Source organism: Devosia beringensis (assembly GCF_014926585.1).
In the GTDB taxonomy this organism is placed as follows: Bacteria; Pseudomonadota; Alphaproteobacteria; order Rhizobiales; family Devosiaceae; genus Devosia; species Devosia beringensis.
Window position 1 is genome coordinate 552,842 of record NZ_CP045422.1, and the last position, 21,347, is coordinate 574,188.

The following is a 21,347-nucleotide window of genomic DNA, read 5'->3' on the forward strand; positions in this document are numbered from 1 at the left end:
ACGCCGAGTCAGGCGTTGGGCCTTGTTTGCGCCGCAAGTGCCCCTTGCGCATTGACTCAGATCAATGCGGTCCGGGGGACAAAACCTAGAGTGCGGCCATGTCCAAGATTCCCGCCCCCACCATCACCCCAACACTCTCCCAGCCCGAACAGGCCGCCGCGCAGACGGCGCGCGAGACCGGCAGGTCGCTGTCCGGCCTGCGCCGCTGGAGCGGCCCATGGCTGGGGCTGGCGGTGGTTGCGCCGCTGCTCGGCGGCGGGCTGCTGGTTCTCCAGGCCTGGACCCTGGCCGCCATTGTCGGTCCGGTGATCGAGGGCGGCGCCGCCATCGACACGCTGACGCCCTCCATTATCCTCGTCGCCCTGCTGCTGCTGGCCCGCGCCGGTCTGGCGGTGCTCGGCGATCGCGCCGGCACGGCGGCGAGCGAGGCCATCAAGGCGCAGCTGCGCCAGGCGCTGTTCGCCCAGTTGCTGGCCCGCTCGCCCCGCGCCGACGACCAGCCGCCATCGGGCGCCGCCTCATCGGCCATTATCGACCAGGTCGAGGCGCTGGACGGGTTCTTTGCCCGCTATGTCCCGGCCATGGTGCAGGCGAGCCTGCTGCCGCTGGCCTTTGCCGTCTTCATCCTGCCGCTCGACTGGGTCGCGGGAATGCTGTTCCTGGTCACGGCGCCGCTGATCCCGCTCTTCATGGCCCTGGTCGGCTGGGGCGCCCAGGCCGCTACCACGCGGCAGGCCCGGGCCCTCTCTTTGCTCAATGGCCGCTTTGCCGACCGGCTGCGCGGCCTCACCACGCTCAAGCTGTTCGGCCAGGCCGAGGCGGAAACCGCCGGCATCGTGGCGGCCAGCGACGAATTGCGCCGGCGCACCCTGCGCGTGCTGCGCATCGCCTTCCTGTCCTCGGCGGTGCTCGAATTCTTTGCCGCGCTCGGCGTCGCCGGCATTGCGCTTTATGTCGGGCTGACCTTCATCGATTTCCTGCATCTGCGCAGCACGCCGCTGAGCCTCGAGCTCGGCCTCTTCCTGCTGCTGATGGCGCCGGAAATCTACAATCCGCTGCGCCTGCTGGCCGCCCACTATCATGACCGGGCCTCGGCCAAGGCCGCCATTGGCGAGATCGAGGCCCAGCTGGGCAGCATCCCCGACAGCGTGCAGCCGCTCGGCTTTGCCGCGGCCGGTATCGGCGCGGGCCCGCTCGGTCTGGCGTTGGCCGACCTGACCCTGCGCACGCCCAACCAGTCGCGCCTCATCCTGCAATCGGCCGCGCTGGCCATCGCGCCGGGCGAGCATATTGCCATTGTCGGCCAGAGCGGCATCGGCAAGTCGACCCTGCTCGAAGCCATTGCCCGGCTGCGGGTGCATGAGGGCTCGATCGCGCTGGGCGGCACCGAACTGGCCGACTGGTCGGAAGCCGATCTGCGGCATCGCGTCACCATGCTGGGCCAGAAGCCGCGCATCTTTGCCGGCTCCATGGCCGACAATATCGCCTTGGCCCGACCCGACGCCACGCGCGCGGCGATCTGCAGCGCCGCCGAGCGCGCCCATGTCATGGGCTTTGCCGATGCCCTTCCCGAGGGTCTTGATACCGTGCTGGGCGAAGGCGGGCTGGGCATTTCCGGCGGCCAGGCGCAGCGCATTGCGCTGGCGCGCATCTATCTGCGCAATCCGGGCCTCATCCTGCTCGACGAGCCGACGGCTCATCTTGATGCAGAACTTGAACAGAGCGTGCTCGATGAGCTGCTCGATTTCGCCCGAGGCCGTACCCTCGTCATCGCGACCCATTCGCTGGCTGTCGCCGCCCGCATGACCCGCGCCTACCGCATCGTGGGCGAGAGCCTCCTCGTCACGCCCGTTGCGGGCAAAGCCGACAGGAGTGTCGCATGACCGCCTTGCTCGCCTTCCGGGGCCTCTTTGCCAAACAGGCCAAGGGCTTCATCATTGCCCTCGTGCTCTCGCTGATAACCCTCGCCGCCGGCGTGGCCCTGCTGGGCACCTCGGGCTGGTTCATCACCGCCACGGCGCTGACCACGGCGGGCCTCGCGTTCAACCTCTTCGTGCCCTCGGCCGGCGTGCGGGCCTTCTCTTTCATCCGCATTCTCGCCCGCTATGGCGAACGCCTCAGCGGCCATGACGCGACGCTCCGCCTGCTCGCCGATATTCGCGGCTGGCTGTTCGGCCGGCTGTTCCCCCGCCTGCCCTTCAATGATCGCAGCCTGCGCCATGGCGATCTGGTCAGCCGGCTCACCGCCGATGTCGATGCGCTCGACACGGCTTTCCTTGTCGCCATCGGGCCGATTGCCGCTGCCGTGGTCATTGGCGGCGGCCTGACCGCCGTGCTGGCCTTCCTGCTGCCCGCCGCCGCCTGGGTCTATGGCGTCAGCTTTGCGCTGGCCGTCATCGCCGTACCGGCTTTGCTGGTCCTGGTCAGCCGCCAGGCTGGCACGGCCGTCGTGGTCCGGGCTGCTGCCGCCCGCACCGCCGTGCTGGACGGCATCGAGGGCCATGCCGATCTCGTCCTGTTCGGCGCCCTGGGCGATATCCAGGCCCGCTTTGTGGGCACGGCCGACCGGCTGGCCGCCGCCCGCTCGCGTCTGGCCACCCTAACGGGTGTGGCCGGCTTTGCCGTCCAGGCTCTGGCCGCCCTGGCGCTGACCGGCTCGCTCTGGCTGGGCTTGCAGGCCTATGCTGCCGGCGCGGTCGATGGTCCGGTGCTGGTCGGCCTGCTGCTGGCGATCCTGGCCAGCTTTGAGGCCAGCAGCGTCATCGTGCGCAGCGTCGCCAAGCTGACCACCGCCATGGCCGCAGCCGAGCGACTGATGGCCATTGCCGAGGCCCCGATCAGCATTGCCGACCCGGTCCATCCCGTCGCCCTGCCCGCCAGCCTGCCGATCGGCCTGTCGCAGGTCAGTTTTGCCTATGACGGCGGTCCGCCGGTGCTGTGCGACCTCGATCTGAGCGTCGCGCCGGGCGAGCATATCGCCATTGTCGGCGCCAGCGGCATCGGCAAGTCGAGCCTGCTCAACCTGCTGCTGCGCCTCGCCGAACCGCAAGCCGGCCAGATCACCCTGGGCGGCGTGAACCTGGACCAGCTGGCGCTGGCCGATGTGCATGCCAGCATGGCCCTGCTCAGCCAGGACAGTCCGCTGTTCAACGACACCATCCGCGCCAATCTGCTGATCGGCCGGCCCGATGCCGACGAGCCGGCTTTGTGGACCGCCATGGCCGCCGCCGGCATTGAGGGCTTCGTCAACGCCTTGCCCCGCGGGCTCGATACGCTGGTGGGCGAAGGCGGGCGGACGGTGTCGGCTGGCCAGGCGCGCCGGCTGTGCCTCGCCCGTGCCCTGCTCAGCCAGGCGCCGATCCTGCTGCTTGACGAGCCGACCACCGGCCTCGACCGGCCGGCCGAGCTGGCCTTTTTCGAGATCCTGCGCAGCGCCGCGGTCGGGCGCAGCGTCATTCTGGTCACCCATGCCGGCCTCCCCGAGGGCACGGTGCAGCGGGTGCTCAGCCTGCGCGACGGGCAGTTGCATGCCGACCTGCGCCCCTCAACCCATACACATTGACGTCAATACAGGAAACGCCTTGACCTTACCATGATGGGAAGGTCTATATGTTGCTGGACGAGGTGATTGAAATGAACGAACACGTCCATCCGAAGTCCATCAGCATCGATATCGACGGCATGACCTGCGCCTCCTGCGTGGCGCGTGTGGAGAAGGCCCTGAGCAAGGTGCCGGGCGTAGAGCGCGCGGCGGTGAACTTTGCCACTGAACGCGCCAGCGTGACGCTGGCCGATAGCGGCAATGTCGCCGCCCTGCTGGCCGCCGTCGAGAAGGCCGGCTATGGCGCCCACCAGACGCCCATGGCCAGCGCCCATTCCGGCCACCAGCATCATGACGAGGACGCCGCGCTGCTGCGCCGCGACGTGATCCGCGCCGCCGTGCCGACCCTGCCGCTCTTCGTGCTGGAAATGGGCAGCCATCTTTACATGCCCTTCCATATGGGCCTGACCGCCCTGGTCCCGACCCAGATCCTGCATATCGTCTATTTCGTGCTGGCCAGCTATGTGCTGTTCGGGCCCGGCTGGCGCTTCTTCAAGGTCGGCATTCCCGCCTTGCTGCGCGGCGCGCCGGAGATGAATTCGCTGGTGGCGCTCGGCGCCGGCGCGGCCTGGCTCTATTCGGTGGTGGCGACCTTTGCGCCGCAGGTGCTTCCGGCCCAGGCGCAATATGTCTATTACGAAGCCGCCGCCGTCATCGTCACGCTGATCCTGGTCGGCCGCTGGCTCGAGGCCATTGCCAAGGGCCGTACCGGCGACGCCATCCAGCGCCTGGTGCGCGAGCAGGCCAAGACGGCCCGGGTGCAGCGCGATGGCGTGGTCAGCGAGATCGCCATCGAGCAGGTCAAAGCCGGCGACATCATCCTGGTGCGGCCGGGCGAGAAGATCGCCGTCGATGGCGAGATCACCGAAGGCGCCAGCCATATCGACGAATCTATGATCTCGGGCGAATCCCTGCCGGTCTCCAAGAGTGTCGGCGCCGGCGTCATTGGCGGCACGCTCAATACCTCGGGCAGCTTCAGCTTCCGCGCCACCAAGGTGGGCGGCGATACCATGCTGGCGCAGATCATCCGCATGGTCGAGGAAGCCCAGGGTGGCAAGCTGCCGATCCAGGGCGTGGTCGATCAGATCACCGCCTGGTTCGTGCCGGCCGTCATTGCCCTTTCGGTTTTGACCTTCGGCATCTGGATGCTCTGGGGGCCCTCGCCCGCCTATGTCTTTGCGCTGGTCAATGCCGTGGCCGTGCTGATCATCGCCTGCCCCTGCGCCATGGGCCTGGCCACCCCCACCTCGATCATGGTGGGCACCGGCCGCGCGGCCGAACTGGGCGTGCTGTTCCGCAAGAGCGAAGCGCTGCAGCAATTGCGCGACGTCGCCGTGGTGGCGCTGGACAAGACGGGCACGCTGACCGAGGGCAAGCCCACCTTGACCGATCTGATCCTGGACGATGACTTCGAGCATGACGAGGTGCTGGCCTTGGTTGCCGCCGTCGAAGCAAAATCCGAGCATCCCATTGCCACGGCCATCGTCGCCGCAGCCGAGAAGGCCGGCCTCGCCCTTGGCGCCGTTACTGAGTTCGCTTCCGATCCCGGCGGCGGCGTCACCGCCCGCGTCGATGGGCGGCTGGTCAGCGTCGGCTCGCAGCGTCATCTCGGCCATCTCGATTTCAGCGACTTCAAGGACGCCATCGAAAAGCTCGCCGACCAGGGCAAGACGCCGGTCTTTGTCGCCATTGACGACAAGCTCGCCGCCGCCATCGTCGTTGCCGATACCATCAAGCCGACCAGCGTGGCGGTGATATCAGCGCTGCACGCCATGGGTCTGAAGGTCGCGATGATTTCGGGCGACAATCGGCGCACTGCCGAGGCGATTGCCCGCCAGCTGGGCATTGACGAGGTACGCGCCGAGGTGCTGCCGGCCGACAAGGTCGCCGCAATCAAGTCGCTGCGGTCGCTGGGCAAGGTGGCCTTTGTCGGCGACGGCATCAATGACGCCCCGGCTTTGGCCGAGGCCGATGTCGGCATTGCCGTGGGCACCGGCACCGATGCGGCCATTGAAAGCGCCGACGTGGTGCTGCTGGGTGGCGACCTCAAGGGCGTACTCGATGCGCTGCGCCTCAGCCGGGCGACCATGCGCAATATCTGGCAGAACCTGTTCTGGGCCTTTGGCTACAATGTGCTGCTGATCCCGGTCGCGGCCGGCGCGCTCTATCCGGGTTACGGCATCCTGCTCTCGCCGATGATCGGGGCCGGCGCCATGGCCCTGTCCTCAATCATGGTGGTTTCCAATGCCCAGCGCCTGCGCGCGGTGAAGGGGGTCACGCTATGAATATCGGGGAAGCCGCCAGCGCCTCGGGCGTTTCGGCCAAGATGATCCGCTATTACGAATCCATCGGCCTGATCCGCCCGCCGCATCGCACCGACAGCAATTACCGCATCTATGGCCAGGACGAGGTGCACGTGCTGGCCTTTATCCGCCGCGCCCGCGACCTCGGTTTTTCGGTGGATGAAACCGCCACCCTGCTCGGCCTCTGGCAGGACAAGAGCCGCGCCAGCGCCGAGGTCAAGGACATCGCCGTCAGCCATATCGCGGCGCTGCAGGGCAAGATCGATGCGCTGCAATCAATGGTCCGAACCCTGCAGCACCTGACCCATTGCTGCGGCGGCGACCACCGCCCCGACTGCCCGATCCTCGACGACCTGGCCGGTACCCCACCCCGTTCCAAAGGACACTGACATGACCGACAAGACCACTTTCGCCGTCAACGACATGACCTGCAACCACTGCGTCGGCACAGTCCGCCAGGCGCTGGAACAGGCGCTGCCCGGCGCCGATATCACGGTCGACCTGGCCACCCACCGCGTGGAATTCACCGGCGACCGCGCCACGGGCGAAGCGGCCATCCGCGAAGCCGGCTACACGCCTGAGGCTGGCTAAGCAGCAAAAACAAAGGGCGCCCCGAGGGACGCCCTTTGCCGGTCCGTTCTTTGGGAGGCCTAGAACGGGCTGTCGGGGAAGTAGAACTGGGCGGCGTTTTCCTGGGTGATCAGCGGCGAGCCCAGGATATAGGAGCCGGTGACCGGGCCGTTGGAAGTGAAGTGCGCGACGGTCACGTCCATGGCCGTGGCGATCTGTGCCGGCGGATAGAGCACGTCGACGGGCACCAGCGGATCGCCATCCATCACGCCCTTGATGATTTCCTTCATGCCGGCGCCCCCGACCACGAACATCTCGCTTTCGCGGCCAGCCTGCTTGATGGCCTCGACCACGCCCAGCGTGATGTCGTCATCCTGGGCCCAGACGCCATCGATATCGGGGAAGCGCGAGAGGAAATCCTGCATCACTTCAAAGCCGTCATCGCGGTTCCAGTTGGCGAATTCATCATCCAGCACATTGATGCCGGTGCCTTCCATGGCGCCCATGAAGGCGTCGAAGCGCTCGGTGTCGAGCACGGTGGGAATGCCGCGCAGGATAACGATATTGTCGCCATCGCCGAGACGGGTCTTCATGTACTCGGCCGAGTTCACGCCCATTTCAGTGTTGTTGCCCGACACATAGACATCCTGGATGGTCGGGTCGGTGAGACCGCGATCAACCACGGTGATGAAGGCGCCGGTATCGGCAACGGCGCGGACCGGTTCGGTCAGCGGCTCGGATTCAAACGGCAGCACCACCAAGGCGTCGATCTGCTGCACCGAGACCAGGTCCTCGAGATCGGAGGCCTGGTCTTCCGGACCATCGGCGGTGACGATGATCAGGTCGATATTGGGATGGGCCGCTTCGAGGCGCTTTTCGGCCTCGGCGGCGTGCCAGTTGAGGCCGCCCATGAAGCCATGCGTTGCGGCCGGAATCGATACGCCGATGACGATCTTTTCATCCTGCGCGACGGCGACGCCGCCCAGGGCGCTGGTGGCCATCAGGCCCAGCACGATTGCCTTAAGAGACATATTGTAGTCCTCCCTACCATTGGGGCATCCCGTTGGAATGCCGGTGATCCCGCCCGTTCGGGGCGTGGAATTCAGTTAGGCGCTCTACTCCGCCGCTTTCTTGCGCCGGGCGCGGAACGAGCCGCGCTGCAGATAGACCGCCGCCACGATGATCACGCCCTGCACTGCCCCGTTGAGGTAGTTGGAGATGATCTCGGTGAGATTGAGAATATTGCCGATCGCCGTCAGGATCAGGGCGCCGATCACGGTGCCGCCGACCCGGCCGAAGCCGCCCTTGAGCATGGTGCCGCCGATGATCACCGCGGCAATGGCCTCGAGCTCCCAGAGCACGCCGGTGGCCGAGGAGGCCGAGCCGAGGCGCGGCACATAGATGATGGTGGCCAGCGAAACGCACAGCCCCTGCAGGATATAGGTGGCGGTCTTGACCTGGTCGACCTTGATGGCCGAATAGCGCGCCACATGCTCATTGCTGCCAATGGCCATGCAATAGCGGCCAAAGGCGGTGCGGTTCATCAGCACCCAGCCGACTATGGCCACGGCGATGAACACCCAGACCGGATAGGGAATGCGCAGGAAGCTGTCGTAATAGACCGGGCGATAGAAATCGCGCGCGCCATTGTTGAGCGACAGCGTGCCGCCATCGGCGAAATAGGTCACCAGCGAGCGGTAGATGCCCATCGTGCCCAGCGTGACGATAAAGGCCTCGATCTTGCCTTTGGTGGTGAGAAAGCCGTTGATGAAGCCGGCGCCCACGCCCAGGATCAGCGAACAGCCGATGCCCAGCAGCACGGTCCAGATCGAGGCGCCCATGGCGTCGACGGCGCTGTTCATGATGATGATCATCACGCCGGCAATGAAGGCGGCCATGGAGCCCACCGACAGGTCGATGCCGCCGGCGGTGATAACGAAAGTGGCGCCCACCGCGATGATGCCGATAAAGGCCGAGCGGGTCAGGATATTGGTGACATTGCCCTCCCCCAGAAACAGCGGGTTGAGACTATAGCCCAGGATGACCAGCAGGATCAGCGCCAGCAGCGGCCCCGCCGTCTTGAGGTCGATCCTGAAGCCCTTGCCCGGCTTGGCTGCTTCATGCGCTGATACGCTCATCGTCCCCATCCTGCTTGATGCCTGCGGCGTACCGCATGATTTGTGCTTCGCCGATTTCGGCGCCCTCGAGCATGCCGGCCAGACGGCCTTCGCGCATGACCAGCACGCGGTGGCTGAGCCCGATCACCTCCTGCATCTCCGAGGAGATGAGGATGATCGATTTGCCCTCGGCCGCCAGCGCCGCGATGATGTGATAGATCTGCTGCTTGGTGCCCACATCGATGCCACGCGTCGGCTCATCCATGATGATGATGTCGGGTTCGCTTTCCATGGTCTTGCCCAGCATCAGCTTCTGCTGGTTGCCGCCCGAGAGCTGGCCGACCCGCACCGAGGCGTCGCGCGCCCGGATGTCGAAGCGGCGCGTGGCGCGCTCCAGCGCCGCTGCCTCGCTCTTGCCGTCGAGAAAGCCATGCTTGAGGTGCTTGCTGAGCGTCAGCAGCGTCAGGTTGGGTTCAAGGCCCACATTGAGCAGCAGGCCCCGTCCCTTGCGGTCCTTGGTCATATAGGCCAGGCCCGCATCGACCGACTGGGCCACTTCGGTAAAGTCCTGCGCCACGCCGTTGACGCTGATCTCGCCGGCCACGCGCTGGACGAGGCCCACCACCGCTTCGGCCACCGCCGTGCGGCCCGAGCCGATCAGGCCGGCAAAGCCGAGAATTTCGCCGCGGCGCAGGTCAAAGGAGAACTCCTTGACCCCGGGCGCCACCAGGTTGCGCACCGAAAGCACGACATCAGCATCGACATCGGGCTCGTGCTTGGGCGGATAGAGGTTGGAGAGCTCGCGCCCCACCATCATCTGGGCGATGGAATCGGCGGTCAGCGCCTCGGTGCCGACGGTGGCGATCAGCTGGCCGTCGCGCAGCACCGTAACCCGGTCGGCCAGTTCCATGATCTCGCCCAGCTTGTGGGAAATAAAGACCACCGCCACGCCACGCGCCGTCAGGCGACGGATCTGGTCGAACAGGGTCGCCGTCTCGCCCGCCGACAGCACCGCCGTCGGTTCGTCCATGATCAGCACCCGCGCGTCGCGGCTGATGGCCTTGGCGATTTCCACCATCTGCTTGTCGGCGACCGAGAGCGTATGGATGCGCGCGTCCGGATCGACATGGACATGCAGCGTCTCAAGGATCGCCGCGGCCTGTTCGCGCATCTCCTTGAGCTGCAAAAAGCCGTGCTTGGTCAGTTCGCGGCCGAGAAAGATCGAATCGGCCACCGTCAGGTGTTCGGCCAGCAGCAGTTCCTGGTGAATGACGACGATGCCCATGGATTCGGCCTGGCCATTGGGCGGCAGCACCACGGTCTTGCCGTCATAGGCAATCGAGCCCGATGTGGGCTGTTCGAGGCCGGACAGCACCTTGATGAGGGTGGATTTGCCGGCGCCGTTCTCGCCGATAATGGCGTGCACTTCGCCCGGCTTGATGTCGAAATCCACGCTGAACAGCACCGGGATTTCGCCAAAGGACTTGGAAATGCGGTGCGCCGTCAGAATGGCGGGCGTGGTTGCGCCGTCAGCGATGGACATCTCGAACCCCTCCCTCGAACGCGGCGGGGTTGACCCCATCTCTTCGTTCACTGCTCCATGATGTAAAGGTTTTCATGGATCATGTAAAGGTTTACAAGGATGGAAACGGCACAAGCCGTGCGGAGGGGTCTGGCGCTGCCCGCGCCATCTGCTACAGGCAGCACAGGCGGGCGCCAGGGGGCGTGCGAGGCACAGATTGCAGCACCGGAAACTGGCCACCATAGAAGACGTCGCGGCGATCGCCGGCGTATCCATCGCCACGGTCAGCCGCGCCATCAATGAGCCCACCAAGGTCGCCGTCGAAACCCGCCGGAGGGTGACCGAGGCGGTGGCCCGCACCGGCTATACTACCAATGCCATGGCGCGCTCGCTGCGCATGCGTCGCTCCAACATGATCCTGATTCTGGCGCCCGATGTGGGCGACCCGAACTTTTCCAATATCCTGGTGGGCCTTGAGACCGAGGCGAGCAAGCGCGGCTATGGCGTGCTGATCGGCAATACCCAGAACGATCCGGCGCGCGAGACCGACTATCTGCGCTTCATCAATTCCAACCAGGCCGACGGGCTGATCCTGTTCACCGGCCACCTGCCCTATGGCATTGCCGCCGCCGGCAGCGAGCTGCGCCTGCCGCCCATGGTGGCGGTCAACGAGCCGGTGGCCAATAGCGAGGTGCCCTTTGTCGGCGTCGACAATTTCGAGGGGGCGCGCCTGGCCGCCGAGCACCTGATTGCCCAGGGTCATCGCCGCATCGCCTTTATCGGGCACTCTACCGCCAAGGCCGTCAACCAGCTGCGCGAAGCGGGCTACCGGGCAGCGCTGGCCGGCGCCGGGCTGGCGCTCGATCCGCGCCTGGTGCTCGATGGCGACGGCACCACCGAAAGCGGCCGCGCCGCCACCGAGCATATGTTTGTGCGCGATGTGCTGCCGACCGCCTTCCTCTGCGTCAACGACGCCACGGCCCTGGGTGTCATCATCTCGCTGAGTGCGCGGAAATATGATCTGCCGCGCGACTTCTCGGTAATGGGCTTTGACGACATTTCCTTTGCCAGCTTCGTCACCCCCTCGCTGACCACGATGAAGCAGCCGCGCCTCAAGATCGGCGAAGAGGCGATGGACCTGCTGCTGGCTTTGCTGGCCGGCGACACGCCGGCCCGGACCGAGGTGCTGCTGCGCGCCGAACTGATCGTGCGCAACTCGGTCAGCGGTCCGCGCCGGACCTAGGGTCCGGCTGGATCAGAGCCCCTTCTTGGCCAGCCAGGCCTGCATCCAGGCGATCTCGCTTTCCTGCGCGGCGATCACTGCTTCGGCCAGGGCTTTGACCTCGGGATCGGCGCCATGCTCGAGCACGATCTTGGCCATGGCCACCGCCCCCTGGTGGTGCGGGATCATCGACTTGATGAAGTCGACGTCCGCGTCGCCGGAAAACTCGATCGCCATGTCCGCATGCATCTGCATATTGGCCTCCTCATAGGCCATGGTCGCCGGGTTGTCGGAAGGCGCCATGCCCGCCATGGCGGCGTGATCCTGCCCGATTGCGGGCAGCGACAGGGTCAGGGCAATCGTGGCGGCGGCAAGAAGCAGTTTCATCGTGGGATCCGTTCGCTTGGAGACGGAACCAGCTTGGCGGCTTGCCATCTGGGAAGGTCAAGCCGCTGCCGCGCCGCGCGCGCAACCGTGATCGAAGGCCGCGCCTAGCGGCCGCCCAGTCGCCGCAGCAGTTCGTCGACCTTGGCCATGGAGGCATTGGCGCCCTGTTCCATGCCGCTGTCGATGACGCCCTGGCGGGCCTCGAAGCTGTCAAGCTTGGACACCGAGCGGTAGAACACCTTGCCGTCGCGTTCCTCGAAATTGTGCTCCTCGTAGAAGCGATCGTCCTCCTCGAACATGCCCTCGACCACAAAGGTATTGCGGATCATCGTCTTGGGCGTGACGGCCAGATAGGTGCCGAAGAACACGACCTCGGTGCCATCCCCCATGGAGGAGACGATGCGCCATTTGCCGCCGGTGCGGACGTCGAGCTCAACCACGCGATTGTCCTCGCGCGGCCCCCACCAATAGGCGACGTGTTCAGGCTGCGTCCACACCGTCCACAGCAGGTCGAGCGGCGCGTCGAAGGTGCGCGTCATGATGATCAGCGGTTCGTCGGCTGGCAGTTCGGTCTTCAACAGGTTCGGTTTCAGGGCGTCATGCATGGGTCGTCTCCTCTGCTGGGGTTCAGTTCTTGCTGTCCGATTTGGGGGTCTGCAGGGTCTTGAGATAGCCATCGAGCTGGTCGAGGTTCTGTTCCCAGAACTGCCGGTAGGACTGGATCAACGCGGCGACATCGCGCATCGGCGCGGCCTCCAGCCGGCAGGGGCGCCATTGCGCCCGCTTGCTGCGGCTCACCAGCCCGGCGGTTTCGAGCACCTTGATATGCTTGGACACAGCCGCCAGCGTCATGTCGAAGGGTTCGGCCAGTTCGTTGACGCTGGCTTCGCCCAGCGCGAGACGGGCCAGGATGGCGCGTCTTGTCGGGTCGGCCAGGGCGGTCAGGGTGGCGCTCAGCGAGTCGGACATTTGTATTCTACCATTTTGTATAATACTAATTGGTTTAATACAGAGAGATGCGCCGCTTGTCAACGGTCCTGCCCTGGGGCAGAACGCCAGCCATGAAGACAGTTCTCGTCGTGGGCATCGGCGCCGGCCATCCCGAGCACATCACCATGCAGGCCATCAATGCGCTCAACCGCGCCGATGTGCTGTTCATCCCCGACAAGGGGGCGAGCAAGGCGGACCTCGCCGACCTGCGCCGCGACATCATCGCGCGCTATGTCACCAATCCGGCCAGCCGCAGCCTCTCCTATGCCGTGCCGCAGCGCGATGCCGCCCATCCCGATTACGCCGCCGGCGTCGATGCCTGGCACGCGGCGCTGGCGCAGCGCTTCGGCACCCTGCTCGACGCTGTTCCCGAGCATGGCCATGGCGCCTTCCTCGTCTGGGGCGATCCCAGCCTCTACGATTCCACCATCCGCATTCTCGAGCGGCTGCGCGCCAGCCGGGATTTTGTCATGGAAGTCATCCCCGGCATCACGTCGGTGCAGGCGCTGACCGCCGCGCATGGCATCGCGCTTAACCGCATCGGCGAGCCGGTGCTGATCACCACCGGGCGGCGGCTCGGCCCGGTCACGGACGACACCGTGGTCATGCTCGACGGCCAGACGGCGTTCATGGACGCCGATCCCGACCTCTTTATCTTCTGGGGCGCCTATCTGGGCACGCCCGACCAGATCACCATTGCCGGTCGCCTGGGCGATGTGCGCGACGAGATCGTCGCCACGCGAAAAGCCGCCCGCGCCCGCCATGGCTGGATCATGGACACCTATCTGCTGCGGCAGGCGGAATAGCGGACAAACCGGATATTCCCCCGCCCGCCTCAATGGGCTAAACCACTGAACATGTCCCACGCTCTCCCCCTTGCCCCCAGCCGGCGCGGCGCCTGTCCGACGCTGGAGGCGCCCATGCAGACCGGCGATGGCCTCCTGGCCCGGCTGCGCGTCGTCGATGGCATGCTGACCCCGGCGCAGCTGGGCGAGATCGCCCGTCTCGCCGCCCTGCATGGCAATGGCCTCGTGGAAGTCACCGCGCGCGGTAATCTCCAGGTGCGCGGCCTTACCGAAGCCAGCACGTCCCCCTTTGCCAATGCGGTGCGCGCCGTGGTCGAGATCGAGACCGGCCTTGTGGTCGAAACCCCGCCTTTGGCCGGCGATGACCCGACCGAACTGGCCGACCCGCGCCCCCTTGCCGCGACGATCCGCGCTCTGGCCGCGCCGCTGGGCGAGCGGCTCGGCCCCAAGGTCACCGTGGTGGTTGATGGCATGGGCCAGCTCAGCCGCGCCGCGCTCAAGGCCGATATCCGCCTTACCGCCAGCGCCGCCGACAGCTGGGCGTTGGCACTGGCCGACCAGAAACAGGCCAGCCTGAGCACGGACGAGGCCGCCGCAGCGGTCTTTGCCATCCTCTCCGAACTGGCCGCGCGCGGCCCGACGGCCCGGGCCAGCGACCTGGTGCCGGCCACTCCCGCCGCGACGCAAATCACCCGGCCGCCCATTGGCAGCTTCACCCGCCGCAGCGGCACCGCTAGCGGCATTGCCCTGCCCTTTGGCGCCAGCGACAGCACGGCGCTGATCGCTCTCGCCGCCTTGGCGTCCCGCCACGGTATCGGGGCCTTCCGGCTCGCGCCGCAGCATGCGCTGCTCGCTTTGGACGCGCCACCGGCTTTCGCGATCGACGCCGCGGCGCTTGGCTTTGTCACCGACCGGGCCGATCCGCGCCTGCGCATCAGCGCCTGCATCGGCAGCATGGGCTGCGCCTCCGGCCACATCCCGGCGCGCCTCCTGGCCGAAAAGCTGGCGCCCGCTTTGCCCGCCGACCGGCAGCTGCATGTCTCGGGCTGTGCCAAGGGCTGCGCCCATCCGCGGCGTGCCGCATTGACGCTGGTCGGGCGGGACGACGGTTACGGTCTTGTCATCGATGGCACGGCAGGCGATACGCCACAGTCAGTGTTGCGCCCGGACGCCAGCGAGTCCGTTCTGGCCGCAGCCATCCGGCAAGGATGACGATGATCGACTACGACTATATCAAGGACGGCGACGCCATTTACCGGCAGTCCTTCGCCATTATCCGCGCCGAAGCGGATCTGTCGGCCTTTGCGCCGGCCGAGGCGGAACTCGCCATCCGCATGATCCACGCTGCCGGCGCGGTCGAGGCGGCGCAGCATTTCGAATTCGGTCGCGGCTTTGTCGCCGCCGCCCAGGCGGCTCTGGCTGCCGGCGCGCCGATCTTCTGCGATGCCGAAATGGTCGCGCGCGGCGTCACCGCCGCCCGCCTGCCCGCCAACAATGAAGTGCTCTGTACGCTGCGCGATCCGCAGACCCCGGTCATCGCCGCCGAGATCGGCAATACAAGATCGGCCGCCGCGCTCCGCCTCTGGCTGCCCCGTCTTGAGGGCGCCGTGGTGGCCATCGGCAATGCGCCCACCGCCCTGTTCTACCTGCTCGAACTGCTGCGCGACGGCGCGCCCAAGCCGGCCGCCATCATCGGCATGCCCGTGGGCTTTGTCGGCGCCGCCGAATCCAAGGCGGCCCTGGCCAGCCATTCCTATGGCGTGCCCTATGCCATCGTCCGTGGTCGCCTTGGCGGCTCCGCCATGACGGCCGCCGCGCTCAATGCCTTGGCGAGGAGCGGCATATGACCGGCAGGCTGATCGGCGTCGGCACCGGCCCGGGCGATCCCGAACTGCTCACGCTCAAGGCGGTGCGGGCGATTCAGACCGCCGATGTGGTGGCCTATTTCGCCAAAAAGGGCAATTCCAGCAATGCCCGCGCCATTGTCGCCGATCTCATCACCACCCAGATCGAGGAACAGCTCGGCTATCCGGTGACCACCGAGATCGACCGGCGCCACGATGACTACAAGAGCGCCACTGCCGGCTTTTATGCCGAGGCCGCCGCCCGCGTCGCCGCCCATCTCGATGCCGGGCGGACAGTGGCCGTGCTCAGCGAGGGCGATCCGCTGTTTTACGGCAGCTATATGCATATCCATGTCCGGCTGGCCCATCTCTACCCCACCGAGGTGGTGGCCGGGATCACCGCCATGTCGGGCTGCTGGTCGCAGGCTGGCCTGCCACTGGTGCAGGGCGACGATATCCTCGCCGTCCTGCCCGGCACGCTGGAAGAAGCCGATCTCACCGCCCGCCTCGACAATACCGATGGTGCCGTCATCATGAAGGTCGGCCGCAACATGGCCAAGATCCGCCGCGCCATTGCCGCCGCCGGTCGGCTCGACACCGCCGTCTATGTCGAGCGCGGCACCATGGCCAATGGCCTTTCCATGCTGCTGGCCGACAAGCCGGACGATGTCGCCCCCTATTTCGCGCTGATCCTGCTGCCCGGCTGGCGCACCAAGCCCCTGGCCGAGGGTGCAGCATGACGGGTAAACTCACCGTCGTCGGCACCGGTCCCGGCAATCCCGATCAGGCCACGCCCGAAGCGCTGGCCGCCATTGCCGCCAGCCATGTCTTCTTCGGCTATGGCCCCTATCTCGATCGCCTGACCCTGCGCGATGACCAGCGCCGCGTCGCCTCGGACAATCGCGAGGAACTCGCCCGCGCCAAGGATGCGCTGATGACCGCCGCCTCCGGCGAGCAGGTCTGCGTCGTCTCGGGCGGCGATCCCGGCGTCTTTGCCATGGCGGCGGCGATCTGCGAAGCCATCGAGGCCGGCCCGCCGGCCTGGCGGGCGCTGGACGTGGTCATCGTGCCCGGCGTCACCGCCATGCTGGCCGTTGCCGCCCGCGCCGGCGCGCCCCTGGGCCATGATTTTTGCGCCATTTCGCTGTCGGACAATCTCAAGCCCTGGACCGTCATCGAGGCCCGGCTGCGCGCCGTGGCCGGGGCGGGCCTCGTCATCGCGCTCTATAACCCCATTTCCAAGGCGCGCCCCTGGCAGCTGGGCAGTGCCTTTTCCATCCTGCGCGAGGTGCTGCCCTGGACCACGCCGGTGATCTTCGGCCGCGCCGCCGGCCGGCCCGACGAGGCGATCAGCGTCGTCACCCTGGCCGATGCCGATCCCGCCAAGGCGGACATGGCCACCTGCGTGATCATCGGCTCGCCCGAAACCCGGGTCATCGAGCGGCCAGGCTTGGCCCCGCTGGTCTATTCGCCGCGCTCCACTGGTGAAGCCAAATGAGCTGGCTGTCGGTCGTGGGCATTGGCGAGGATGGCCTCGATGGTCTCGGCCATGCCGCCAAGGCGGCCATTGCCGAGGCCGAACTGGTGTTTGGCGGCGTGCGCCATCTCGAGCTCGCCGCGCCGCTCATCACGGGCCACAGCCAGCCCTGGCTGTCACCGTTCTCGGCCTCCATCGACGCCGTCCTCGCGGCACGCGGGCGAAAAGTCTGCGTGCTGGCCTCGGGCGATCCGTTCCATTTCGGCGTCGGCGCCACCCTGGCCCGCCATATCGATGCCAGCCAGATGGCGGTTTATCCGCATCCCTCCTCCTTCAGCCTCGCCGCCGCCCGCCTCGGCTGGCCGCTGCAGGAGGTCGTGACGCTGTCGCTGCATGGCCGCCCGCTCGAGCTGATCCGCCCGCATCTGCATGCCGGGGCGCGCATCCTGGCGCTGACCTCGGACGAGCATGGCCCGACGCTCTTGGCGACCCTGCTCACCCAAACCGGGTTCGGCATTTCCATCATCAGCGTGCTCGAGGCTTTGGGTGGGCCCGATGAGCGGGTGCGCAGCCAGGTGGCGATGAGCTTTGGGCTCGATGATATCAACCCGCTCAATATCTGCGCCATCAGCGTCGTCGCCCTGCCCCATGCCCGCGTGCTGCCGCTGACGCCGGGCCTGGCCGACAGCCTCTTCGAGCATGACGGGCAGATTACCAAGCGCGAGGTCCGCGCGCTGACCCTCGCCGCCCTCGCCCCCCGCCGCGGCGAAACCCTCTGGGATATCGGCGCCGGTTCGGGTTCGGTCGCCATCGAGTGGATGCTGGCCGATCCGAGCCTTTCTGCCGTGGCCGTGGAAGCCGATCCCGAGCGCGCCGCCCGTATCGCCCGCAATGCCAGCGCCTTCGGCGTGCCGGATCTAGCGATCACCGTGGGCAAAGCGCCCGAAGCCTTGGTGGGCCTCGCCCCGCCCCACGCCATCTTCATCGGCGGCGGCGGCTCCGATCCCGGCGTGCTGGACGCCGCCATCGCCGCCTTGCGGCCGGGCGGACGGCTGGTGGCCAATGCGGTGACACTCGAACTCGAAGCCCTGCTTCTGGCGTGTCACGCCGATCTCGGCGGTAGCCTCAGCCGCATTGCCATTGCCCGCGCCGATGCTGTGGGCAGCATGACCGGCTGGCGCCCGTCCATGCCGATCACCCAATGGGTCTGGAGCAAGCCATGACGGTCCATTTCATCGGCGCCGGTCCGGGCGCGGCCGACCTCATCACCGTGCGCGGCATGAAGCTGCTGCAAAGCTGCCCGGTCTGCCTTTATGCCGGCTCCATCGTGCCGCCGGACATGCTGGCCTGGTGCGGTCCGGGCACGCGCCTGGTCGATACGGCGCCAATGTCGCTCGACGAAATCGAGGCTGAATATGTCGCTGCCCAGGCGGCCGGCCAGGACGTGGCGCGGCTGCATTCGGGCGATCTCTCCATGTGGAGCGCCGTGGCCGAGCAGATGCGCCGGCTCGATGCCCTCGCCATCCCCTATACGCTGACGCCCGGCGTGCCCGCCTTTGCCGCTGCCGCCGCCGCTTTGGGGCGCGAACTGACCCTGCCCGCCACCGCGCAGAGCCTGGTGCTGACCCGCATTTCCGGCCGCGCCTCCGCCATGCCGGCGGGCGAGACACTGGCCGGTTTCGGCGCTACCGGGGCGACACTGGCCATTCACCTCGCCATTCATGCGCTCGATCGGGTGGTTGGGGAGCTCACGCCGCATTACGGCGCCGACTGCCCGGTGGCGATCGTTTTCCATGCCTCCTGGCCGGACGAAAAAATCATCCGCGGCACGCTGGGCACTATCGTGGCGCTGTTTGCCGCCGATCCGGTGGAGCGCACGGCGATCATCTTTGTCGGCCGTACCCTCAGCGCCGCCGATTTCCGCGACAGCGCGCTCTACGATCCGGATTATCAGCGCCGATTCAGGGACCGCAAGGGCGTGATCTGAGCGCTGGGCAGGCCGGCGATTTCGGCGCTGCTCCAGGTCATGGCGCCCGGCCGCCCGAGCAGGAAGCCCTGGGCCTCGGTGCAGCCCTCGGCCCGCAGCACGGCGAGCTGGGCAGCCGTCTCGACGCCCTCGGCCAGCACCGGCATGGAGAGGCTGTTCCCCAGCGCCAGAATGGCCCGCACGATGGCGCGCGACTGGTCGTTGTGGTCGACCGAGGTCATGAAGGAGCGGTCGATCTTGATCTTGTCGAAGGGGAAGCTGCGCAGCGTGTCGAGCGAGGAATAGCCGGTGCCGAAATCGTCGATGGCGATGGAGACGCCCATGGCCTTGATCTGGCGCAGGATATGGAGGGCACGCTGCTTGTCGGCGATGATCGAGGTCTCGGTCACTTCCAGTTCCAGCCGCGACGGCGCCAGGCCACTGAGCAGCAAAGCGTCGCGCACGGTCTCGATCAGCTCGGGCTGGCCGAGCTGGACGCCCGAAATATTTACGGCGATCTTGTAGGGCTCCGGCCAGCTCGCCGCGTGCTGGCAGGCGGTGTTGAGCACCCAGGCGCCGATGGCGCCGATGGCGCCGCTCTCCTCGGCGATCGGGATGAAATCGCCAGGTGACACCAAGCCATGACCGGGGCGCTCCCAGCGCAGCAGCACCTCATAGCCGGTGATCTGGCTGGTCTCGACCGATTTCTGCACCTGGTAGACGAGGTGAAAGCCCTGCTCCTCCAGCGCCACCCAGAGATCGCGCGCCATGGCGCGGCGCTGGCGAGCATGCTCGTCCATGTCCTCTTCATAGTAGCAAAGGTGCCGCTCGACATCGGCCTTGGCGCGATACATGGCCAGGTCGGCATTGTTGAGCAGGCGTGAGCGGTCGCCGCCATCATCGGGAAAGATGGATACCCCGATGCTGGCCGCGGTGGAGATCACCACCTGGCCGGCGGGAATGCGGGCAAACAGGGCCGCTTCGATACGCGCGAGGAACTCGCGCAGGCTGTCCATGGAGCTGAAGCGCTTGAGCGCGGCGAATTCATCGCCGCCCATGCGCGCCACCACTTCGCCCTCCTTGAGGCCGGCACTCAGCCGTGTCCCCAGGGCCTGTAGCACCTGGTCGCCGACGGCATGGCCATAGGTGTCGTTGATGTCCTTGAAACGGTCGAGATCGATGGCGACCACGGCAAAGTTGAGGTCATTGGCATCGGCCTCTTCGAGCGCCAGGTCCAGCTCGTCGTTGAAGGCGGCACGATTGAGGATATTGGTCAGCGAGTCGCGATAGGCGAGCCGGGAAATCTCGGCCTGGGCGCGCTGCTGATCGGTCACATCGTCCAGCGTGGTCACCCAGCCGCCGGCGGCAATGGGGATGTGCAGGAAGCGGATGATGCGGCCGTCATTGAGGGTCCGCAGATAGTCGAGGCTCTCGCCGCTCTCGATCTTGGCAATCATGCCCTCGATGCGCTGCGCCGCGGCAGCTTCGGCCAGGTGCAGGTCGCCGGCGGTGGTCTGCAGCGCCCGTGACAGGTCGCGGAAATGCCAGCCCACCATCGAGCGGCGGCCCATGGATGGGCCGATGAGCTCGCCGACACGGACATTGTGGAACTGCATGATGCCGGCCGGGCTGAACAGGCACAGGCCCTGCGCCATATGGGTGGTGGCCAGTTCGAGGATGACGCTGACCTCGGCCAGCCGCTCGGCCGTATGCACCCGCCGCCGGTCGGCCTGGTCGAGCAGGGCACTGCCGGTGGCGGCGCCCAGCACCAGCAACGAAACCAGCGCAACACCCACCGAAAGCAAGCCATTGTCGACGCCGCCGGCCCCGTTGAGCGGGAAGCAGCGCGACAGGTCGGCCGCGCCCATGGCGGTGAAATGCATGCCGCAAATGGCCAGGGTCAGCAGCACGGCGCCGAGCAGCAGGCGGTCGCGATGCGCCGCCCAGAACGAGAGCGCCCCCAGGCCCATGCCGGCCAGGACCGACAGCGCCACCAGGCTCATGTTCCAGCCGATCGCGCCGCCCATGACCAAGGCGGCGATGCCGGTAAAGTGCATGCCGGCAATGGCGATGCCGACGACGGCGCCGCCCAGCAGATGATCGGCAGCGGTGCGGCCGCGCGCCGCCAGCGCAATGCCCAGGCCGCAGATGGCAATGGCGATCAGCAGCGAGACAGCCGTCAGTGCCAGATCGTAGCTCAGGGTGAAGCCCGGCCGCAGCGCCAGCATGCCGATGAAATGGGTCGACCAGATGCCCAGCCCGACCGCCACGGCGGCTACCCCGACCCAGACCAGCCGCAGCCGGCTCGTCGCGTGCCGGGCATGGCGCAGCAGGCTCATGCAGGCATAGGCGGCCATCAGGCATACCAGGGCGGCAAGGCCGACATAGCGCCAATCGTGCTGCCGCAGAAGAAAATCGAACAGATATACCACGGCATTGATCCGGTGGACGATGTGCCAGCATAGCGCCCGCCGCTTAAGCCAGCGTTGCGGATCAGGGTTTCCTGTACGTTAACGTACAGTGCAAATCTGCAGGTATCGGC

The 21,347-nt window shown here is 66.8% G+C and carries 20 protein-coding genes; 13 read left to right on the top strand and 7 right to left on the bottom strand.

Features of this window, described 5'->3' with window-relative positions; genetic code table 11:
- Positions 1-98 precede the first annotated feature (98 nt).
- From cydD to GDR53_RS02750, 5 genes are all read left to right on the top strand, one after another.
- Positions 99-1,883: a thiol reductant ABC exporter subunit CydD gene (gene cydD / locus GDR53_RS02730; protein WP_193336581.1), complete on the top strand. Its 1,785-nt coding sequence runs from the start codon at positions 99-101 to the stop codon at positions 1,881-1,883.
- Positions 1,880-3,562 carry a thiol reductant ABC exporter subunit CydC gene (gene cydC, locus GDR53_RS02735; RefSeq protein ID WP_193336582.1) on the top strand — a complete coding sequence of 561 codons (1,683 nt, stop codon included), beginning with the start codon at positions 1,880-1,882 and terminating at the stop codon, positions 3,560-3,562. The genes cydD and cydC overlap by 4 nt, the downstream gene beginning before the upstream one ends.
- Before the next feature lie 71 nt (positions 3,563-3,633).
- Positions 3,634-5,886 carry a heavy metal translocating P-type ATPase gene (locus tag GDR53_RS02740; protein WP_269802200.1) on the top strand — a complete coding sequence of 751 codons (2,253 nt, stop codon included), beginning with the start codon at positions 3,634-3,636 and terminating at the stop codon, positions 5,884-5,886.
- Positions 5,883-6,293: a Cu(I)-responsive transcriptional regulator gene (cueR, locus tag GDR53_RS02745; RefSeq protein ID WP_193336583.1), complete on the top strand. Its 411-nt coding sequence runs from the start codon at positions 5,883-5,885 to the stop codon at positions 6,291-6,293. Before GDR53_RS02740 ends, cueR begins: the two co-directional genes overlap by 4 nt.
- A gap of 1 nt (position 6,294) precedes the next feature.
- Positions 6,295-6,495, top strand: coding sequence for a heavy-metal-associated domain-containing protein (locus GDR53_RS02750; protein ID WP_193336584.1), 201 nt, complete (start codon positions 6,295-6,297; stop codon positions 6,493-6,495).
- 59 nt (positions 6,496-6,554) lie between these two features.
- On the opposite strand, the gene GDR53_RS02755 is transcribed toward GDR53_RS02750, so the two are convergent.
- The 3 genes from GDR53_RS02755 to GDR53_RS02765 form a co-directional block, all read right to left on the bottom strand.
- Entirely contained in the window at positions 6,555-7,505 is a 951-nt protein-coding gene (locus tag GDR53_RS02755; protein WP_193336585.1) for a substrate-binding domain-containing protein, read from the bottom strand.
- Positions 7,506-7,589: 84 nt separating this feature from the next.
- Positions 7,590-8,612, bottom strand: coding sequence for an ABC transporter permease (locus tag GDR53_RS02760; protein WP_193336586.1), 1,023 nt, complete (start codon positions 8,610-8,612; stop codon positions 7,590-7,592).
- Complete coding sequence (locus tag GDR53_RS02765) at positions 8,593-10,134, bottom strand: sugar ABC transporter ATP-binding protein (RefSeq protein ID WP_193336587.1); 1,542 nt, start codon at positions 10,132-10,134, stop codon at positions 8,593-8,595. Before GDR53_RS02765 ends, GDR53_RS02760 begins: the two co-directional genes overlap by 20 nt.
- 196 nt (positions 10,135-10,330) lie before the next feature.
- On the opposite strand from GDR53_RS02765, the gene GDR53_RS02770 reads away from it, so the two are divergent.
- The gene (locus tag GDR53_RS02770; protein WP_193336588.1) at positions 10,331-11,356 is read left to right on the top strand and encodes a LacI family DNA-binding transcriptional regulator; all 1,026 of its coding nucleotides are present in this window, start codon (positions 10,331-10,333) and stop codon (positions 11,354-11,356) included.
- Positions 11,357-11,368: 12 nt separating this feature from the next.
- On the opposite strand, the gene copM is transcribed toward GDR53_RS02770, so the two are convergent.
- The 3 genes from copM to GDR53_RS02785 form a co-directional block, all read right to left on the bottom strand.
- Entirely contained in the window at positions 11,369-11,722 is a 354-nt protein-coding gene (copM, locus tag GDR53_RS02775) for a CopM family metallochaperone (RefSeq protein ID WP_193336589.1), read from the bottom strand.
- 104 nt (positions 11,723-11,826) lie between these two features.
- A complete protein-coding gene (locus tag GDR53_RS02780) occupies positions 11,827-12,327 on the bottom strand; it encodes an SRPBCC domain-containing protein (protein ID WP_193336590.1) in 501 nt (166 codons plus the stop codon).
- Positions 12,328-12,349: 22 nt separating this feature from the next.
- Entirely contained in the window at positions 12,350-12,691 is a 342-nt protein-coding gene (locus GDR53_RS02785) for an ArsR/SmtB family transcription factor (protein WP_193336591.1), read from the bottom strand.
- Between the two features lie 92 nt (positions 12,692-12,783).
- On the opposite strand from GDR53_RS02785, the gene cobF reads away from it, so the two are divergent.
- The 7 genes from cobF (at position 12,784) to cobM (ending at position 18,826) form a co-directional block, all read left to right on the top strand.
- Entirely contained in the window at positions 12,784-13,518 is a 735-nt protein-coding gene (cobF, locus tag GDR53_RS02790; RefSeq protein ID WP_193336592.1) for a precorrin-6A synthase (deacetylating), read from the top strand.
- 114 nt (positions 13,519-13,632) lie between these two features.
- The gene (locus GDR53_RS02795; protein ID WP_193336593.1) at positions 13,633-14,730 is read left to right on the top strand and encodes a precorrin-3B synthase; all 1,098 of its coding nucleotides are present in this window, start codon (positions 13,633-13,635) and stop codon (positions 14,728-14,730) included.
- Positions 14,731-14,732: 2 nt separating this feature from the next.
- A complete protein-coding gene (locus GDR53_RS02800) occupies positions 14,733-15,365 on the top strand; it encodes a precorrin-8X methylmutase (RefSeq protein ID WP_193336594.1) in 633 nt (210 codons plus the stop codon).
- The gene (locus tag GDR53_RS02805; protein WP_193336595.1) at positions 15,362-16,102 is read left to right on the top strand and encodes a precorrin-2 C(20)-methyltransferase; all 741 of its coding nucleotides are present in this window, start codon (positions 15,362-15,364) and stop codon (positions 16,100-16,102) included. The genes GDR53_RS02800 and GDR53_RS02805 overlap by 4 nt, the downstream gene beginning before the upstream one ends.
- The gene (locus tag GDR53_RS02810) at positions 16,099-16,860 is read left to right on the top strand and encodes a precorrin-3B C(17)-methyltransferase (RefSeq protein ID WP_193336596.1); all 762 of its coding nucleotides are present in this window, start codon (positions 16,099-16,101) and stop codon (positions 16,858-16,860) included. The genes GDR53_RS02805 and GDR53_RS02810 overlap by 4 nt, the downstream gene beginning before the upstream one ends.
- Positions 16,857-18,062 carry a precorrin-6y C5,15-methyltransferase (decarboxylating) subunit CbiE gene (gene cbiE / locus GDR53_RS02815; protein WP_193336597.1) on the top strand — a complete coding sequence of 402 codons (1,206 nt, stop codon included), beginning with the start codon at positions 16,857-16,859 and terminating at the stop codon, positions 18,060-18,062. The genes GDR53_RS02810 and cbiE overlap by 4 nt, the downstream gene beginning before the upstream one ends.
- Complete coding sequence (gene cobM, locus GDR53_RS02820) at positions 18,059-18,826, top strand: precorrin-4 C(11)-methyltransferase (RefSeq protein WP_193336598.1); 768 nt, start codon at positions 18,059-18,061, stop codon at positions 18,824-18,826. Before cbiE ends, cobM begins: the two co-directional genes overlap by 4 nt.
- Here the strand turns inward: cobM and GDR53_RS02825 are convergent.
- The gene (locus GDR53_RS02825; RefSeq protein WP_193336599.1) at positions 18,790-21,237 is read right to left on the bottom strand and encodes a bifunctional diguanylate cyclase/phosphodiesterase; all 2,448 of its coding nucleotides are present in this window, start codon (positions 21,235-21,237) and stop codon (positions 18,790-18,792) included. The genes cobM and GDR53_RS02825 overlap by 37 nt on opposite strands.
- Between the last annotated feature and the right edge of the window lie 110 nt (positions 21,238-21,347).

Excerpts from the sequence above, each read along its gene's own strand:
- GDR53_RS02805 (WP_193336595.1), top strand. The coding sequence starts at position 15,362 with ATGACCGGCAGGCTGATCGGCGTCGGCACCGGCCCGGGCGATCCCGAA.
- GDR53_RS02785 (WP_193336591.1), bottom strand. The coding sequence starts at position 12,691 with ATGTCCGACTCGCTGAGCGCCACCCTGACCGCCCTGGCCGACCCGACA.
- cbiE (WP_193336597.1), top strand. The coding sequence starts at position 16,857 with ATGAGCTGGCTGTCGGTCGTGGGCATTGGCGAGGATGGCCTCGATGGT.
- cydD (WP_193336581.1), top strand. The coding sequence starts at position 99 with ATGTCCAAGATTCCCGCCCCCACCATCACCCCAACACTCTCCCAGCCC.
- GDR53_RS02750 (WP_193336584.1), top strand. The coding sequence starts at position 6,295 with ATGACCGACAAGACCACTTTCGCCGTCAACGACATGACCTGCAACCAC.
- GDR53_RS02780 (WP_193336590.1), bottom strand. The coding sequence starts at position 12,327 with ATGCATGACGCCCTGAAACCGAACCTGTTGAAGACCGAACTGCCAGCC.
- cobF (WP_193336592.1), top strand. The coding sequence starts at position 12,784 with ATGAAGACAGTTCTCGTCGTGGGCATCGGCGCCGGCCATCCCGAGCAC.
- GDR53_RS02765 (WP_193336587.1), bottom strand. The coding sequence starts at position 10,134 with ATGTCCATCGCTGACGGCGCAACCACGCCCGCCATTCTGACGGCGCAC.
- GDR53_RS02740 (WP_269802200.1), top strand. The coding sequence starts at position 3,634 with ATGAACGAACACGTCCATCCGAAGTCCATCAGCATCGATATCGACGGC.
- copM (WP_193336589.1), bottom strand. The coding sequence starts at position 11,722 with ATGAAACTGCTTCTTGCCGCCGCCACGATTGCCCTGACCCTGTCGCTG.
- GDR53_RS02795 (WP_193336593.1), top strand. The coding sequence starts at position 13,633 with ATGCAGACCGGCGATGGCCTCCTGGCCCGGCTGCGCGTCGTCGATGGC.
- cueR (WP_193336583.1), top strand. The coding sequence starts at position 5,883 with ATGAATATCGGGGAAGCCGCCAGCGCCTCGGGCGTTTCGGCCAAGATG.
- GDR53_RS02800 (WP_193336594.1), top strand. The coding sequence starts at position 14,733 with ATGATCGACTACGACTATATCAAGGACGGCGACGCCATTTACCGGCAG.
- GDR53_RS02760 (WP_193336586.1), bottom strand. The coding sequence starts at position 8,612 with ATGAGCGTATCAGCGCATGAAGCAGCCAAGCCGGGCAAGGGCTTCAGG.
- GDR53_RS02810 (WP_193336596.1), top strand. The coding sequence starts at position 16,099 with ATGACGGGTAAACTCACCGTCGTCGGCACCGGTCCCGGCAATCCCGAT.
- cobM (WP_193336598.1), top strand. The coding sequence starts at position 18,059 with ATGACGGTCCATTTCATCGGCGCCGGTCCGGGCGCGGCCGACCTCATC.
- cydC (WP_193336582.1), top strand. The coding sequence starts at position 1,880 with ATGACCGCCTTGCTCGCCTTCCGGGGCCTCTTTGCCAAACAGGCCAAG.
- GDR53_RS02755 (WP_193336585.1), bottom strand. The coding sequence starts at position 7,505 with ATGTCTCTTAAGGCAATCGTGCTGGGCCTGATGGCCACCAGCGCCCTG.